The 16,958-nt window shown below is 31.8% G+C and carries 14 protein-coding genes, 1 tRNA gene and 1 pseudogene; 10 read left to right on the top strand and 6 right to left on the bottom strand.

Features of this window, described 5'->3' with window-relative positions; all coding sequences use genetic code 11:
- The first annotated feature begins 53 nt into the window (after positions 1 to 53).
- The gene (locus K8354_RS02410; protein WP_223445119.1) at positions 54 to 497 is read left to right on the top strand and encodes an acyl-CoA thioesterase; all 444 of its coding nucleotides are present in this window, start codon (positions 54 to 56) and stop codon (positions 495 to 497) included.
- On the top strand, positions 498 to 1,298 hold the full coding sequence (locus K8354_RS02405) for a DNA/RNA non-specific endonuclease (protein WP_223445117.1): 801 nt from the start codon (positions 498 to 500) through the stop codon (positions 1,296 to 1,298). It abuts the gene before it with no gap.
- On the opposite strand, the gene K8354_RS02400 is transcribed toward K8354_RS02405, so the two are convergent.
- Positions 1,299 to 2,279, bottom strand: coding sequence for an NADPH:quinone oxidoreductase family protein (locus tag K8354_RS02400; protein WP_223445115.1), 981 nt, complete (start codon positions 2,277 to 2,279; stop codon positions 1,299 to 1,301).
- Positions 2,280 to 2,340: 61 nt separating this feature from the next.
- On the opposite strand from K8354_RS02400, the gene K8354_RS18645 reads away from it, so the two are divergent.
- Entirely contained in the window at positions 2,341 to 2,469 is a 129-nt protein-coding gene (locus tag K8354_RS18645; protein WP_302850522.1) for a hypothetical protein, read from the top strand.
- A 44-nt stretch (positions 2,470 to 2,513) separates the two neighbouring features.
- On the opposite strand, the gene K8354_RS02395 is transcribed toward K8354_RS18645, so the two are convergent.
- Entirely contained in the window at positions 2,514 to 4,367 is a 1,854-nt protein-coding gene (locus tag K8354_RS02395; protein ID WP_223445113.1) for an LruC domain-containing protein, read from the bottom strand.
- Between the two features lie 1,537 nt (positions 4,368 to 5,904).
- On the opposite strand from K8354_RS02395, the gene K8354_RS02390 reads away from it, so the two are divergent.
- The 4 genes from K8354_RS02390 to K8354_RS02375 all read left to right on the top strand — a co-directional run bounded on the left by K8354_RS02390 (position 5,905) and on the right by K8354_RS02375 (position 10,125).
- Positions 5,905 to 6,345 carry a hypothetical protein gene (locus K8354_RS02390; RefSeq protein WP_223445111.1) on the top strand — a complete coding sequence of 147 codons (441 nt, stop codon included), beginning with the start codon at positions 5,905 to 5,907 and terminating at the stop codon, positions 6,343 to 6,345.
- An 821-nt stretch (positions 6,346 to 7,166) separates the two neighbouring features.
- Entirely contained in the window at positions 7,167 to 8,378 is a 1,212-nt protein-coding gene (locus tag K8354_RS02385) for an acyltransferase family protein (RefSeq protein WP_223445109.1), read from the top strand.
- 359 nt (positions 8,379 to 8,737) lie between these two features.
- A complete protein-coding gene (locus K8354_RS02380; protein WP_223445107.1) occupies positions 8,738 to 9,715 on the top strand; it encodes a hypothetical protein in 978 nt (325 codons plus the stop codon).
- 218 nt (positions 9,716 to 9,933) lie between these two features.
- A complete protein-coding gene (locus K8354_RS02375; RefSeq protein ID WP_223445105.1) occupies positions 9,934 to 10,125 on the top strand; it encodes a hypothetical protein in 192 nt (63 codons plus the stop codon).
- An 89-nt stretch (positions 10,126 to 10,214) separates the two neighbouring features.
- Here the strand turns inward: K8354_RS02375 and K8354_RS02370 are convergent.
- Positions 10,215 to 10,288 (bottom strand) — tRNA-Arg (locus tag K8354_RS02370).
- A 58-nt stretch (positions 10,289 to 10,346) separates the two neighbouring features.
- A complete protein-coding gene (locus tag K8354_RS02365; RefSeq protein WP_223445103.1) occupies positions 10,347 to 10,577 on the bottom strand; it encodes a putative signal transducing protein in 231 nt (76 codons plus the stop codon).
- Between the two features lie 664 nt (positions 10,578 to 11,241).
- On the opposite strand from K8354_RS02365, the gene K8354_RS02355 reads away from it, so the two are divergent.
- Entirely contained in the window at positions 11,242 to 12,174 is a 933-nt protein-coding gene (locus tag K8354_RS02355) for a calcium/sodium antiporter (RefSeq protein ID WP_223445100.1), read from the top strand.
- A gap of 12 nt (positions 12,175 to 12,186) precedes the next feature.
- Here K8354_RS02355 and K8354_RS02350 read toward each other — a convergent pair whose 3' ends face one another.
- Positions 12,187 to 13,404 carry an MDR family MFS transporter gene (locus tag K8354_RS02350; protein WP_223445098.1) on the bottom strand — a complete coding sequence of 406 codons (1,218 nt, stop codon included), beginning with the start codon at positions 13,402 to 13,404 and terminating at the stop codon, positions 12,187 to 12,189.
- Positions 13,405 to 13,698: 294 nt separating this feature from the next.
- On the opposite strand from K8354_RS02350, the gene K8354_RS02345 reads away from it, so the two are divergent.
- Positions 13,699 to 14,313, top strand: coding sequence for a DUF1684 domain-containing protein (locus K8354_RS02345; RefSeq protein WP_223445096.1), 615 nt, complete (start codon positions 13,699 to 13,701; stop codon positions 14,311 to 14,313).
- Between the two features lie 547 nt (positions 14,314 to 14,860).
- On the opposite strand, the pseudogene K8354_RS02340 reads toward K8354_RS02345, so the two are convergent.
- A pseudogene (locus K8354_RS02340) lies at positions 14,861 to 16,156 on the bottom strand (transposase).
- A 213-nt stretch (positions 16,157 to 16,369) separates the two neighbouring features.
- Here K8354_RS02340 and K8354_RS02335 point away from each other — a divergent pair.
- Positions 16,370 to 16,759: a DUF7670 domain-containing protein gene (locus tag K8354_RS02335; protein ID WP_223445095.1), complete on the top strand. Its 390-nt coding sequence runs from the start codon at positions 16,370 to 16,372 to the stop codon at positions 16,757 to 16,759.
- Positions 16,760 to 16,958: the final 199 nt, after the last annotated feature.

Genomic DNA, 16,958 nt, shown 5'->3' with positions numbered 1-16,958 from the left:
CATCAAAGCCTGGTATATCTTTACAATGTATCAGGTTTTTTTAATTTTACACCATGAGTTACAACGTTACATTTCCTACAAAATGGTCTGATTTTGACCCAAACAGACACATGCGCCATACCGCATATAATGAATATGCTGCTGAAGTTAGAGTGCGTTATTTTGCCGCACAAAATTTCTCTATTAACGAGTTTACCAAACATAATCTTGGTCCTATTTTATTTACCGAAGAAACCTCTTTTAGAAAAGAAATTCATTTGGGAGAAAATATAACGGTAAACATAAAATTATCAGGACTTTCTGCAAACAGCGAGCGCTGGAAAATAACCCACGAAGTTTTTAATGAAGCAGGAAAATTATCTGCAGTCATAAAAGTTTATGGGGCTTGGATAGATTTAACAAAGAGAAAATTAACTGTGCCACCAAAAGAAGCAAAAAATTTATTCTTGCATACAGAAAAAACCGAAAATTTTGAAGAAATTATTCTAAAGAAATAAATGAATAAAAGAATTATCTCTGCGATTATATTGGTGCTTGTGTTGTCTTTTTCTTTGTATCAAAACAAAACGAATGATGCTATTTCTAATTCTTTAAATACCATATCCGAAGATAAAATCAGTGAGTTTAATTATTTACCAACATCAACAACGGGCGCAATTGTTTTGCATGATGGTTATAGTTTATCGTATTCAGAAAAACACGAACAAGCAGAATGGGTTGCGTATTCTTTGGATAAAAAAGATATTGTTTACACCCATAGAGAGCGCCCTTATTTTATTGAAGACCCAAAAGTAAAAACAACTTCTGCGGACTGGAGGAACTATAAAAAATCGGGCTATGATCGCGGACATTTATGTCCGGCAGGTGATAGAAGATTATCGAAAAAAAGCTATCATGAAACTTTTTACACTTCTAATATTTCGCCCCAAAAACAAGCCTTTAATGCTGGTATTTGGAATAAATTAGAGCAGAAAACAAGAAGTTGGGCAAAGAAATACGGTAAATTATATGTAATTACTGGAGGTATTTTAGAAGATAATTTAAAGACTATTGGTTCAGAAAAAGTCTCTGTACCGAACTATTTTTATAAACTTTTATTAGTGTATTCTCAACGAGAAGTAAAAGCAATTGCTTTTTTGATGCCGCATGAACAAAGTGAAAAACCACTGCAAAAATTTGTAGTTTCTATTGATGCATTAGAAGAGAAAACAGGTATCGACTTTTTTCATGATTTACCAGATGATTTGGAACATAAATTAGAAACTTCAAGCAATTACAACAACTGGAATTTTAAGTAATTACAAGTCCATATCAATTACAATTTTTCCTTTTACTTTTCTTTGTATCATATCTTCTAGCGCTTTTGGTGCCTCTTTTAGCGCATACGTTTTGTTAATATGTGGTTTTAAATATCCTTTTGTAAACCAGGTTAATAGCTGATGTATGTTCTCTAAACTCTTTTTAGGTTCTTTTTGAGCAAATGCTCCCCAAAAAACACCCACAATACTTGCCCCTTTTAACAAGGTTAAATTAATAGGAATTTTAGGAATTTCGCCGTTCGCAAATCCAATCACTAAATGTCTTCCTTTCCAAGCAATGGCTCTTAGCGCCAATTCAGAAAAATGCCCACCAACAGGATCGTAAATAACATCTACCCCGCTGCCATTGGTTAATTCCTTTACTTTATCCTTTAAACTTTCTTCGGTATAATTGATGACTTCATCTGCTCCGAATTGTGTACACAAATCTAATTTTTCTTTAGTAGATGCTGCAGCAATTACTTTTGCTCCCATTAATTTTGCCAACTCCAAAGCGGTTAAACCAACACCTCCTGAAGCTCCTAAAATTAAAATAGTTTCTCCTTTTTGTAAATTCGCTCTATCCTTTAAAGCATGATAAGAAGTTCCGTATGCCAATAAAAAAGCAGATGCGTTTACCATAGACATGCCTTTAGGTTTCGGAAAACAATCTTTTGCCTTTACAATTGCTTTTTCTGCAAAACCTCCAAACGAGATAAAACCAACCACCTTATCGCCCACTTTAAATTGTTGTACGTCCTCACCTATTTTTTCTACAATGCCGGCAACATCACTTCCAGGTGAAAAAGGGAATTCGGGTCTAAATTGATATTTACCTTGAATAATTAAAGTATCAGGAAAATTTACACTACATGCTTTTACAGCAATTAAAATTTCATCTTTTTTAGGTGATGGACTTTCTATTTCTTGAAACTGTAAAGTATTTGGAGTTCCGAATTTATTGCATACTATAGCTTTCATAAAAATAATTTTCAACAAGATAAGGGTTTTTCTGAAAACAGAAAATGATGAAAAAGAAAACATGGCGACAATAACCGAAAGTGCTTGTCCATTCATTAAAAATTATTCCAATCCCTATAAGCCAAAAGTCTATTTTATAGAAAGTCTAAAAGGAGGAAAATACAGTACAGCATCTATTCTTACATTTTAAAAAAGAATTTAAAATTAGCAGTGGTTACTTACAATATGCCTGTTTTAATTACCAGCAGGATTTGGATAAATCAAGTTGATATCTCTGTAGGTTTCACCCTCTAAGTACCAATCGTTATGTATGTTTCCACTGCTTTCTGCCCAATCCTTAAACAACAGATAAGCTTCAGTAATGTCTTGATACTCAAATACCCAATCGAAGTTTTCAGCAATATTGATCGCTGACGGCAGATTATCAGCGGTTAAAAAGTACCGTCCGTCAACCGGAGAAGAATCGTCCGAAGACTGTCCAAAAAGACTACTGTCAAACAAATCTGAAGGTTCGAAATTAGCCAGATGCACTTCCTTAACTCTTGAGCCAGACCCTCCATTTACTGAAGTGCCCACTATCATAAATGGATTAAAAGAATTAATGTCTAATTCTCTAAATGTAATAGCGTTATCGGCTAAAATAATATTGACAACAATAGTTACAGGTTCGTTATAGCCGTAAGCTAATTGTGTGTTCGCACCAGTACCTCCTGTTGATGTGGGCATCACTCTGTAAGTATCATCAAAAACAATGATCGTAGATTTACTTTGACCATTCTCGAGTCCGTTGCTCCCAATATTAAAAACAGCATTATTTAATACATCATACCCACTAACAGAAACCACATCGTTGGGATTCACTGTTGGCAATGTAAATCCAAATCCATTGTGCGCAGCAGCTCCGAATGCTTGAATTTTGAAGGAAGCGTTTATACTCTGTACAAACTCCTGATTGTTCTTGATAATATTAAAATCATAATCAACCACTAAATCATTAAAGTCATAATCTCCAGTTGAAGGCCATAAATCTTCAAAAGCTAAGGTTCCGCTATACGAAGGATATGGAATTAAAGCACTGCCATTAAGCATGCTAACAGCACCCGTAACAGAGAGTAGTCTACCGTTTAATTTGCCATTATCACCCATAGAAACCGCTCCAGGATTAGCAATTACATTCCCACTAATGCTAGTTGAAGCCGCCATAGCACATGCGCCTGTAGCAAGCCAAAATACATTATCCGGTGAAGCGCCATTTATCAGCAATACTTTTGCATTTGCAGCGGTTGTAAATGCACCTCCGATTTTAAAAATAAATTGAGCATTCCTATCTCCTTCTGCATCTAAGGTAAGCGTACCTGCTATAGATGCCGCAGCTCCTATCGCATAAACACCTGGAGTTAGTGTTTCAGAGCCGAAAACTGCCGAGTGGTTTGAATTTGTAGTTACTGTATTGACTATTTGAACAACAAGATCATTTAAATCTGAGACTGCTTGCGTAGTAACAATATTGGCATTCTCAATAATCCCATTTAAAACTGAAGGAAAGCCAAAACCCGATATGGCCCCGACATTTGCTCCTACATTTCCTGTAATCACTGAAACCCCTGCACTTGATGCCGCTCCTGCACTTGCAAAGATGGCAAAGTTCGCAATTGAACCAAGAGTAATTGGAGAAAAATCACTTTTGTTTCCTAATTTACTTCCTGTATTGAAGTTATAAGACAACGAAGAGTTACTTACTAAATCTATAGTTGCTTCATTCGTACCGTTGTACATTAATCTCAGTTCACTAATGTATGAGGGAATCGTTATTATAGTATTTAACGTTCTAGATCCGTCATCTGGGTATCCCTTAAAAAATATTTTTGACCCTGAACTATTACTTATAATCAATGGTTGAATATTTCCATTATTTGGTAAAACCACAGAAACATTCAAGGTTTGCGTAGTCTTCCAATCAAAGTTAGCAGGAACGATAAAACTGTCTAACGATTCTGTATCTGGATCAACTAGATTTTCTAGTTTTGCACAATGATTAAATACAATTGTTAGCATGAGTAATGAAATGATAATTTTACTATTTCTCATAATGTATTGTTTTAGTGATGCCCCAAAAGTCGTTTTGTTTTAGAACGTTAATGAAATGTTGAAAAATGATTTGTGTTGGAAAGTATTTTTTTAAGGTACAACTTTAAATATGAAAAAAGAACAAATAATAATTAAAACGTCAATCCTGTCCTAAATAAATTTTAGGTACATCAAATTCGACCATTTTACGGGTTTTGTTGCGATAACTTAATATGGGATTTGAAGGTGCTTTAAGCATCCCTAAATGATTGAGATTACCCGTTACAGAGTGCAGTCAGCTGCTTATCTCAAGTAAAATTGGCTGTTCTAAAATTGATAAAAGAGCATTAAAACTAAGTGAGACCAATTATTAAACCTTTTTGATGCTTATCGCTTTGATGGTTTTTAACCAATTTGTGAAATCTAGAGTCTCTAATTGAGAGATTATTTGTGAAAACAATGTTATTTTTGACATCTCAGAAAGGTCTTTTTTGTGTTGAACCACAGAGATATCTTTGTGGAAAAAATTTACCTTTCTCTTTTTTAATGGTTTAATACGCTATTGACAGATACTTTCTTTTAGGGCATTCAAAACCAGAAACCATAATGATTTGTATGCATTTTACCAAGAAAGATTTATTGGATATTACGAGTCCGTTAGACACTATTTTATTAACTTTAAACTAAAATAATAAAGAAGAACAAAAGTTCCTATTAGCCGGAAATAATACGATATAACAAGGACTTTTGTTCTCAATACAACCTGTTGTACCGCAATTAATCGGATATTTAAAATTAATAAATGGATAAAAAATTAGAAGGTCTTATCATAAATCACGAACCTGTATCGGAATCATATCTAAAAAGGTTGTTACTAATTTTTGATACCATCTATTTTTTAGAACCAATCGAAAATAATGTTTTGATATCTTCAGAGGTGTCGACAATCAATTACGGCAACGTAACAATTACCGGCAATGAATATGGAATTCTTTACAACGGCAAAAAATTTTGAATATCAAGAGGAGGAGTTATTAGATAAATTTGACTATCCAATAAGCAAAGGGATTATAAGGGTAATTGATTTGAGATTAAGAAAATTTTATAACCAAAACTGGCTTCCTTTGCGTCTAGCGTACGACTTTGACACCGCAAACCCTGAACTTTTAAATTCATTTCTACCTTTATGAAAGAGACAAGAAGATTTTACAAGAGAGACTGGTCTATTTAGAGGAGGTTTTATTAGTCCAACAGGAATTAAAATCTATCCTGATATTCCATCTATTGTCAATTTTTTTGATGAAGAAGAAAACAAGAAATTCACTTTAGACCATCAACGCTATTCAATTACTGCAAGGATTGACAAATGTTTGGCTGTTTGTACCGAATTCAATTTAACACCAATTTTTATAGATAATCATATTGCTAAAGGATATGCTATAAAAACGAAATTGCCAAAGCAAACTCAGAAAAAGAAGTTAATAATAAATTCAAAACTCAATACGGGAAAGAAATAGATAAGTTACAATATCTATTACACAAAATATCTCAAATAATTTTGCCCGACGAAGTTCTTTCTGATATTTCCGTTAAGGAATTGATTATAACCAGAGAAAACTCATTTCACATATGTATAAAATTAAGGCGTAATTTGTTACGGGCAATTTCCTTTCTAAAAGAAACTGAATTTGATTATGATTTTATAAAGGAAGTTGATAATTATATCAGCAAAGAAATTGAACCTTTACTATCAAATTACCAAAGTGAATTTCTAAAAAATTTAAATAAATTTTTGAACCAAGCAATTCCTTTTGGAACTGGAGTCGTAGGTGCATCAATAGGCATACAACAAGATTTGTCACCTATGGCAACCGCCTATTTAAGTGGAATTTCAGCTGTAGTTGGCAATTATTCATCCAATTTAGTAGAATATGTTGCTAAAAAACCTTCTAAAAAATTAAATAATACTTTTTCTTACTTTATGAATATTCGAGAATAAAATAACCGGCTACAATAACTAAGCATATGGTATGCCGATAGACTAACGCTATATGCCTTGTTGCCTTATCCATTGCTAAGAATAGGGAGCAAAACGATCGTTTGGGTTTTTAAAGGAAGTGCGACTGAGGAAAGGCTGGAGTTTTACTATTTATGATGTTTTTTTGAGTAAAAAAACAAACTTTTTCTTGATTAAATTTAATCAATAGTATGCTGGTATTGTTGAAGTAGAGCACATCTTCTTTGGTCGATTTATTTCCAATTCAATAAGCTATTATTTTCCTATTTTCAGAACCGAAACACGGTTCGCATTATATGGAATTCCAGATTTCACAATCGCAAAAAATTGTTTTAAACGTTTATTTGAAACCGCTATTAATGCCCACCTTTTACTCTTTCCTTTATCGGTAATTCGCTCAAAAAGTACTGCATATATTATGTTGTATTTATAAACACTAAAGGCGCCTAAAAAAAGTAATACCATCTGCAACTTGCATTTACCGAAATAAAACGCCTTTTTTTCCTTTATTAATCATTAAAAAAATAAACGTTAGCTATGTTTATGCTTGATGTTTTAAATTAGAATAAAGAAAAAAATCATCATTTTATTTTTGCTTTACTTTAAATTCAAAGCTAGAATCAAGTCATCAATGGCATGATTTATTGCTAGTTTCTTGTCTACCAGCAAAAATCCTCACAGACTTACTTTCTTGGTCGGTTATTATTTATTATATTTCCCGTCTTAAATACGCAACAGATCATGTATGTCCATGAGGGTTCGTAAAAAGTCAAAAAAAAATAATACGAACATAAAATAATTACATGAAAGTACAACCTAGTAAAACTGAAAGAATACATGCACTTGATTCTTTGAGAGCCATCATGATGATTTTGGGAATCGTCTTGCATTCCGCACTTAACTATGTGACATGGGACAATACTGATGGTTGGGGATTAAAAGATGTAAATGCCATGCATGCCTCTAATGATTTTATTTTTAGTTTCATCCATACATATAGAATGCAATTGTTTTTCGTGATTGCAGGTTTTTTTGGTTCTATGTTATTTTATGAGAGAGCACCATTAAAAATGATCAAAAATAGAGTCGCTCGACTTCTTCTTCCATTTTTGGTGTTTGTGATGCTCCTTAGGCCTATTCTCGTTTTTTGCTGGACCTATTCAAAATCTACATTTGCAGGAAATGAAGCACCTTTGGCTGATGCTCTAGCCAAGTTTTCTTCTTTTTCGACTTTCATTCCCGAACGTACATTCCACCTTTGGTTCCTATACCATTTAATCATAATTACGTGTGTATCTGTTGCATTGGGATTTCTCTTTAAAAAGCTCCCAACAATTTCAGCCATGATTTCAAAGGCCTTTAGCTGGGTGATACAAAAACCAGTGCTGCGGATTTTAATATTTTCATGCATGACATTTGCCGTTCTTACAATTAGAGGAGATGCCAAAACGAATCAATCGGATTTCTTACCCGATTTAAATATCTTTTTCTTCTATTTTACCTTTTATATGGTAGGCTGGGTATTGTTTAAATCTAAGCATTTATTAGATTCATTGATGAAGCTAGATTGGGCAACGACCATCTTTGGTTTTGGTTTATACTGTTTGTACTTTTTTGTATATTATGAAGATCCAGAAATTGTAGAAAAGGTATTACTAAAAGCATTTATGGCTTGGGCATTTATATTTGGTATTACCGGATTATTCATCCGTTATGGAAGTCAGCATTCATCTTTGATGCGCTATATATCAGACTCCTCTTACTGGGTCTACCTTATACACCTTGGTTTAACAGCATTTATTCCTGCTTTAATAGCTGATTGGGCATTACCCAGCCCTGTCAAATTTATAATCGTTACGGTGAGCACCGGAATCATTTGCTTTAGCAGCTATCATTATCTTGTTAGAGGAACTTTTATAGGTCGTTTCTTAAATGGTAGAAGATATTCGAGGAAACTTTCAGATATTAAAAACCCAGTTGAATTATCAACATTAAAACCAATTGCCAGTAACTAAGCATATAGCGTGCCGATAGGCTAACGCTATATGCCTCTTGTTGCTTTATCCATTTCTAAAGATATGGGAAAACGGACCGTTTGAGTGTGGCTCTTAATAATTCACAATCTTACAAATTCATTCTACTTGGGGTATTCTATCATTAGAAAACACCTTTTTAAACGATTGCTAGTATTTAAAACTCGTAAATAGCTGTTTTCTGTATTTTTCGGGCTTTTTAAATTCAGCGGAAAAATCAAATTGATTTTACTATTTTTACAACGATCTGCAAAGATTTTAAAAAGAAAAATAGTGACAATTATAACGATATGCGATATAACAGCAATGAGGATATATGATTGTTGTAGGTAATTAAAAAAATGCTCAATACAAATCAATTTATTAATCGTTTTGACGACAAAGAACAAGTCGCATTTGACACATATTTCAGTTATTTAAAGTCAATTTCTGAATGTGCTGAAAATAATGTTGAGGAAATAGATTCATTCCTTAACCAAATAACAGGGAATAGAGCATTTGAAAAAATTCAAACAAAAAAAGATTTAGATTTAAAAAAGATTTCCAAAATTTTGAGAAATGCTTGGTATACTGAATTTCAAATGAATCAGTTAACATTAACAACTGAATTTGCAGGATTTTCTCTTCATTGGGCACAAGTTTATACTTATTACTCTTGTTACTTACAAATAAGATCATATTTAATAAGCCAAAAACAAGAAGTTAATCCAAAGCACAGAACGACTTTAAAACACTTTTCTCAAGAACTTGACAAACGAAAAGATTTGTTTCCTTCACCTTGGAGTTTATTGTGTGAAAAGAATCCTGATGATAATTTATTTATTAATAAAAACTCTGATTTTACAAATAACCACCAATTATCAAACAAGGCGAAAGAAAATCCAATTGACAATTTTTCTAAATTTTTAAAAACTACAAGAAAAAAAGAATTGGAAAGAAAATACAGCGAATGGAAAAAGGAAAATAATAAGAAACGAATTTCACCACAACAGAAAAAAACAATCATTGGAAACACACCACCAACTTCAATTTATGACTGTCTTTATCGTTTAAGAATAAGAGCAAATTATGAAAATGCTGACACTTTTATATTTTCAAGTATCCCAGATGAAGATGCTGAAAAATTTCATAAATCATTACAAAATATAGTTTGGATTAGTTCTCTGATTCTCGAAACCATTACTGCCAAATATTTATCTCACAAAAATTATGTGCAAATAATTGAAAAATATAAAGAAACTATGAATAGTAAAATTTTAACAAAAAACGATTTAGCACCATTAGATAGATATGAATTATTTAAAGAAAGGATAAAGTAACTACCTACAATAACTTAGATAAGCCGTGCCGATAGGCCAACGCTATATGCCTTGTTGACTGATCCATTGCTAAGGATAAGGGGTAAAACGGCGGTTTGAGTGTGCATCATAATAATTGGCAATCTTACAAATTCGTTCTGCTTTGAGAACTTGGCAAAAAGTCAAGTAGAAAAGGAATACCAAACAAATCAACCACCGAAATACGACAAGCATTTAAAATGCTAGTAAGTAATGAGTTACCTAATTTATCTAAATGGCTAAATGAAGTAGCAAGTGAAAACCCTGAAAAGGCTTTAGAAATAATTATTAAATTTTCAGATTTTGTAATACCTAAACTTTCAAGAACAGAAACCGACCATACTACAAAGGGTAAAGAAATAAATATTTTACCTATTGAATGGGTGGGATAAACAGAGCTTAACTCTTAAGAAGTGTGAAAATATTCTGCAAATAAAAAAACCAGTCTTTACAAAATAGATGTAAAGTACTGGTTTTCAAGTGACCATGATAGGATTCAAACCTATAACCTCTTGAGCCGTAATCAAGTGCGCTATTCAGTTGCGCCACATGGCCATTAAGCGGGTGCAAATATAATCGCATTTTTTTAAATTAGAAAGATTTTTGTTTATTTTTATAAAGAAATTTTTTCTTTGTAAGCCGCTAAAATTTTTTTGGCCTCCTTCAAATCTTTTTTTAATACATGGATTTCTACGGAAGCAGCCTGTTCTCCAAAACCTCCCAGTCTGGCAGATTCGAATTTGTCTTTAATAAGGTATGAAATATTCTCGTTTTCAAGCAAGTTTTTTAAACCACTAATAATAATATTTGATTCTGTAAATAGTTTAACATGTTCATCATTCATAATAATGTGGTTTTAATCAAGTGAATTCATAGTTACAAAAACTCTCCAGCCTATAATTGCTAATTGAAACTTAGAAGCTTTTGATAGATCTAATTCTCTCTTAGTAAAAGAAGGTAAAATTAATTTATTAAATTTTGCAAGTTTTTTAAAAAATTGCTTTTTCATTGTAAGAATCTTATTGTTCAAATTTAAACAAAAATAAACATCTTAATCATTTTTATGAGTATAGTTTTGAATGTAAGTTAGAAAAAAATATTTAAAATAGATTCTGAAAGAGTTTCAATAAATTTAAGCACAATAATAATCATCATATTTGGTATAAAAGTTAGTAAAAACAGTTCAATTTTTGAACGATATTTTAAATGTAATAGGTTGAAGTCCTTGGTACCAAATATTTTTACAAAAATTTTTTAGATTGATTTTATATGTGTAACTAATAATGTAAATATAATTTTAATTTGTAATTGAAATACTAGTAAGACAGTGATATTCTATTAGTCAAACAGCTTTATAAGTAATAATTTGATAGGTTTTAAAGGGCTTTATTGTACTGATTTAAAAAAGTAATGTAAAATTGATTATTCATAAGTCTATTTTTAAGCTTTTCATTTATTAGTCTTCTCGATAAAGTCCTAAACATGTATCTTTGCAAAAAATGAAATAAATGAATTTTTTACTGATAATAGGTGGTTTAATTTTATTGATTTTAGGTGGAAACTGGTTGCTAAAATCGGCAGTGGCGATTTCTTTAAAATTAAATATTTCTAAAGTTGTCATCGGGATGACAGTGGTATCTTTTGCCACATCGGCTCCTGAACTTATTGTAAGTATTAATGCCGCTTTAAATGGCGCATCAGATTTAGCACTTGGAAACGTCATTGGTTCTAATGTTGCAAATTTAGGATTGGTACTGGGAATTACATTGATTTTAGGCGGTATGGAAGTTGAAAAAACATTCTATAAAATTGATTGGCCTGTAATGATGATTGCTTCTGCATTACTTTTTATATTTTTAGCAAATGACCGTGTAGTGGTGCAATATGAAGGCTTTATTTTATTCTCTTTTTTAATTATATTCTTAATTTACCTTTTACGTTTTCAAAAAAATAAAAATGAAGAGGAATTAGAAGAGGGTGCAGTTCCGTTAAGCGTTCCTAAAACTATTTTCTTTTTTGTTATTGGAGGATGTGGGCTTTACGGAGGCTCAGAATTGTTGATAAACGGTGCTACCTCTTTGGCTACCGAATTTGGAGTTGGACAGCGTGTTATTGGGGTTACGGTGGTTTCTATAGGAACTAGTGTGCCAGAATTGGCAGCTTCTATCATTGCAATCATCAAAAAAGAAAAAGCAATATCTTTAGGGAATTTAATAGGTTCTAATATTTTTAATATTTTAGCGGTTATTGGCATCACATCTATCATCACTCCAATTTCTTTGTTAGATTCAAGATTATTAACGAATGATATTTATTGGATGTTAGGAATTTCATTCCTTATTTTGCCTCTTGTTTTAATGCCGAAAAAATATAATCTTAACTGGAAAGCGGGCGCTTTTTTACTAATAGCCTATGGTACTTTTATATACATGACTCTATAAAAACCTCATTTTTTATAGGGCTTGTAGGGCTTGTTCTTTTTTAAGAAGCTTTATCAATAAAAGTAATATAGCAACTCCGATCAACGCAAAAATTGTGATGGCATTCCACGTAAATTCAAACCCAAATTTATCAATTAGTTGCATCCCTATGTTATGACTAAAAATATGTGCTAACGAAAAGGCAATTGAGTATAAGGCCATATATTCTCCTTGATTTCCTTTTTTTGCACGCTCTACAGCAAACGCATTCGAAAAAGGAAAAGCAATCATTTCTCCAACCGTCATCAATAACATCCCTACTAATAAAATACCAATCCAAGAAGACATATTTAAAACTATAAAGCTTATTGCCACTAAGAATAAGCCTATTGCCACTAGTTTTATTTTCGAATTCTTAGGATTCTCTAGCCATTTAATGAAGGGCATTTCAAACACGAAAATGAAAAAACCGTTAAAACCCATCAATAAACCAATCTCTAATTCTGATAAAAAATGAGCGTCTTTATAATACAAAGGCATCGTAGAAAAATATTGTAAAAAGACAAAACCAAAGATAAACATAGCGATAAAAAAAATCCAAAAAGGTTTGTCTTTATATGCTGAAATAGGGTTTTCTACTTTTATTTCGTCTTGTGTTTTTGCTTTCTTAGGATGTAAAACTTGCAATAATAAAACAGCTGCCAAAGCACATGTTACACCATCAATCCAAAACAAACCTTGGTAGCCAATTCCTGCAATAATTAATCCACCCACTGCTGGTCCGGTAGAAAATCCTAAATTAATTGCCAAACGAATTAAGGTCACAGAACGTGTTTTATTTTCTGGTTTGCTATACGCACTTAAAGCCACAAACATGGCAGGTCTAAAAGAATCTGCAACTAACATGACTAAAAATATACCCGCACAAAACCCTTGAAAAGTAATAACATATTGCAACAGAACAAAGAAAATTCCTGTTAAAACTAAGCTAACTAACATAACCTTATAATAGCCAATTTTGTCGGTTAATTTTCCTCCAATCCAAGTTCCTACCACAGACCCTAATCCGAAGAAAGACATAATCCAGCCAATATCAGGTATCGAAAAATTTAGATTTTTATTCAGGTATAATGACAAAAACGGAATCACCATAGTTCCTGCTCTATTAATTAGGGTAATAAGTGCAAGCCACCAAACTTCTTTAGAAAGGTCTTTAAAAGTAAGGATGTAATTTCTAAATATGTTTTTCATTTGTGTTTATTTTTAAGATACTGAATAACGTTCAGTATACCTTTAACTCGACAATTCAATAATTCACTGAGAGTATCACGAAAACAACAAGTCCGACTTATCAGTTGGACTTGTTCTACTAATTTTATAATATATGGCAACTATTGAACCACCTGTATCTCCTTACTTTTAAAGTTTTTCCACGGTTTTTTAAATCTATATGACAACACAATTTTAATATTTTTCTGCTTCTATCGATTTGATAAATCTACATAAAATAACTGAATGTTGTATTTTTGAGTAAAATTTAATAATATGAAGTTTTTCTTAAAATATTTTTTCTTTTTTTTATTAATTTCTTGCAATTCTGGAGATAAACGACCATTACTAGGTAAAACTGAATATCAACAAAGATTAAATGCAAATTATAAAGATGCATCAAAATCACCTTTAAAAAAGAAAGATTTAAAAAATTTTAAAGGATTGGATTTTTTTCCGGTTGATGACACTTTTATCGTAGCTGCAAAATTGATAAAAACAGAAAATGCTCCAACTTTTGAAATGGCCACCAATACGGATAGAAAAGCAATGTATAAAGAATATGGCGTTTTAAAATTCAGTTTAAAAGGAAAAGATTTTGAGTTGACCGTTTATAAAAGTCAAGATGAATTGGAAGATGAAAAATATAAAGATGATTTATATTTGGCTTTTACCGATAATACTTCTGGAAATGAATCATATGGAGCTGGGCGCTATATGGATTTAAAAGTAACTGATGAACAGCTAGATGGCACAATTATCTTAAATTTCAACAATACATACAATCCTTATTGTGCTTATAATGAAATGTTTTCTTGTCCATTGACACCAAAGAAAAATCATCTAGATATTGAAGTAAAAGCAGGTATTAAGGTTTTTAAGAACCATTAATTTTATATGATGAAAAGTATAATAATGACACAATTTTCTTTCTATTGATGAATTATATAATTTAATCTTTAAAAACACCTTACACTAGATTAGTTATTAAATGACGTATTAAAGGCATTTAAAAATTGATGATTTTTAGTTAAAAATTTAATTGTTTTCAGGTTTCAGTTCATAGACCATTTTGAGTAGCCAATCTTTTAAACTTTTCATTGATTCGAATCTTTGATTTTTTGAATCGATTTTTAATGTAGTGTCTTATTTGTTCGCATAGGTTTAGCTCAGGCTTGTATGGAGGTATGTTTGGTAGAAATATATATTCTGCCCCCCCTCCCTATGTTATTTATAAAATAAAATCCTGAATTATCAGTCACTATTATTTTATATTCCTTTGGATTGTATATGGAAAAAATCCTTTAGATAAACCTCAAATATAACTTGATTACTTCATTTATTCCTTAAAGAAATGAGTCTCCATGTATGGTCGAGTAACTACCATTTAGATAGGTTGTTTTATAAGTACTTTAGGGCTTGCTGATTTTCAAAAACATTAACTTAATAAAACTCGTTTAGTTTGTCTATTGGTAACGATAAAACTCTGATGTTTAAAAAATGAGATGTGGTTTAATGAGTTTTTATAAATGCTTTTTATTTTCTGATAACATATTTTCAAAAAGGCACAAAAAATAGCATATTTAGCTGCTATTTTTGATAATGGTAAGAGATTTATGATAAAGAATATGGCTCCAATCCAACTCTCTGAGGTGTCTGCTCTTTTTGCTTTAATATTGCTTAATCCTTAAGTATTTTTAGCTTGTCCAAATTTGCCTTCTATCAAGTTTCTTTGGTTTCGTTCTTTCTTTCGTTTGCTTTTATGATAAGCATTAAGATTTTCCTTGGGCGGTCTTCCTAGGGGTTTTGTTGTCATACATATACCGTTGTTGGAGGTAGATGTTCTGGAGAACCCAGTATAGTTTTTGATCTTGCCATGATAATGGAAAAAGACTCGGATAAGCGGTTTCTATCTCTGAGAATAGTCCTAAAGACTGCTGTTTTGTTCTTTGGATTTCTATGGTATCGAATAAAGTTTCAATGTATGCGATGTTACGTTTCAGGTAGGCTAATTGTTTGCGGATAAACTTGCGAATTTCTTTTTTGGTTTCTTTTTTTTTTTGGAAAACACTAAGAACTCTGATCTTGCTATCCTCCGGTAATCTCGTGGCTTTTTAACGGTATCAGCTTTTTTGTATAACACATCAATAAGTCGCTCACTTTGTTTTCTAGCATCATTAAGCAGCCCTGCATCGGTGGGATAGGCTATTTTGTGATTTTCGACTGTGGCATCAATTTTTAAAGTCCCTTTATGAGATGACAATACATGGTCTGCTGAGTCGTTGTCTTGTTTCGGATGCGATATTGTTTTCTTATTTTTAGGTTTGAGTTGATCTGCTTTCTCTATAATAAGTGCATTCCAAGAGTCAAAACGTGCTGCCCCCATACGCTTACGGATATCCACGAAAACAGTAGGATGAAATGGCACCTGGGTTTGAAAACTTATAAGTCCACAGAGGTATTGTAAATAGATATTCTCACGTATCATAGCCACGGTACCTCTATCATCTAAACCTAACTTGTGTTTTACAATAAGAGCTGCTATGACCATACGGACATTAACGCTTTGCCTGCCTGAGTTACTGCTTAATGTTGAAGAATAGACTGCGGCTAAAGCATCCCAAGGAATAATTTGAGCTAACTTTACCCAGCGGTTTTCTGGAGATAATTTTTGATCAAAGGGATGAACAAATCCGGACAATGTAAGTTGACTTGCAGGTGTGTAATTAATCATAAGTGCAAAGTTTTATGATAGAAAGACACCAAAAACAATGTATTTACACAATAAAATTATAACAAAAATTGATTATAATCTTTTAATAATCAAATTCTTAAAATCTGTTTTAAGATAAATCAGCAAGCCCTATTTTACACCATTTATGTGCATTGATGATGGTCATTTATATATTTAGTTATGTAAACTAGTTTTGTGTAAATTATAAAACAAATGAAAAACAGAACCTTAATCAGCATTATCCGATGGATGGCTCGTATTATCGGAACAATAATTGTTACCATAACTTTATTGATAGGCATTGGTGAAACCCTGGAGAGCTACAAAAAACATGGCGTCGCTGCTTCAAATTCATTTGATACATTAATGATTATCACATTTATATTTTGGGGCATTGGTCTAGCAGGACTCATTTTCGCTTTATGGAGAGAAGGTTTAGGAGGATTTGTTTCATTGATTAGTTTTATTGTTTTTTTCTTACTTATTGCTATTAATCCAAATCCTGATGTACATTTTATGAATACTCTTTATATTTTTCTGATACCTTCGGTTTTATATATTATAAGTTGGTGGTTAACTAATACCAATTCTGCATTGAAATGACCACAATAATTTCAAAACAGCATTAGCATAAGATTAGGCTATAAAAACTCTTTTGATGTTTTTTAGGTTTTAGCGGACAACAATATTTCTAAAAATGTAAATATCCTTTATACTAATACATTCTTAAGATCCCACAACTATTTCACTTGATTCAATTTAAGTTCCTCACGTTTAAAATTATGACATAAAAAAACCTCAA

The organism is Polaribacter litorisediminis (assembly GCF_019968605.1).
Classification (GTDB): Bacteria; Bacteroidota; Bacteroidia; order Flavobacteriales; family Flavobacteriaceae; genus Polaribacter; species Polaribacter litorisediminis.
This window is presented reverse-complemented; position numbering and strand designations above follow the sequence as displayed.

Excerpts from the sequence above, each read along its gene's own strand:
- K8354_RS02395 (WP_223445113.1), bottom strand. The coding sequence starts at position 4,367 with ATGAGAAATAGTAAAATTATCATTTCATTACTCATGCTAACAATTGTA.
- K8354_RS18645 (WP_302850522.1), top strand. The coding sequence starts at position 2,341 with ATGGCGACAATAACCGAAAGTGCTTGTCCATTCATTAAAAATTATTCC.
- K8354_RS02375 (WP_223445105.1), top strand. The coding sequence starts at position 9,934 with ATGCTAGTAAGTAATGAGTTACCTAATTTATCTAAATGGCTAAATGAA.
- K8354_RS02385 (WP_223445109.1), top strand. The coding sequence starts at position 7,167 with ATGAAAGTACAACCTAGTAAAACTGAAAGAATACATGCACTTGATTCT.
- K8354_RS02350 (WP_223445098.1), bottom strand. The coding sequence starts at position 13,404 with ATGAAAAACATATTTAGAAATTACATCCTTACTTTTAAAGACCTTTCT.
- K8354_RS02365 (WP_223445103.1), bottom strand. The coding sequence starts at position 10,577 with ATGAATGATGAACATGTTAAACTATTTACAGAATCAAATATTATTATT.
- K8354_RS02405 (WP_223445117.1), top strand. The coding sequence starts at position 498 with ATGAATAAAAGAATTATCTCTGCGATTATATTGGTGCTTGTGTTGTCT.
- K8354_RS02335 (WP_223445095.1), top strand. The coding sequence starts at position 16,370 with ATGAAAAACAGAACCTTAATCAGCATTATCCGATGGATGGCTCGTATT.
- K8354_RS02380 (WP_223445107.1), top strand. The coding sequence starts at position 8,738 with ATGCTCAATACAAATCAATTTATTAATCGTTTTGACGACAAAGAACAA.
- K8354_RS02345 (WP_223445096.1), top strand. The coding sequence starts at position 13,699 with ATGAAGTTTTTCTTAAAATATTTTTTCTTTTTTTTATTAATTTCTTGC.
- K8354_RS02400 (WP_223445115.1), bottom strand. The coding sequence starts at position 2,279 with ATGAAAGCTATAGTATGCAATAAATTCGGAACTCCAAATACTTTACAG.
- K8354_RS02355 (WP_223445100.1), top strand. The coding sequence starts at position 11,242 with ATGAATTTTTTACTGATAATAGGTGGTTTAATTTTATTGATTTTAGGT.
- K8354_RS02410 (WP_223445119.1), top strand. The coding sequence starts at position 54 with ATGAGTTACAACGTTACATTTCCTACAAAATGGTCTGATTTTGACCCA.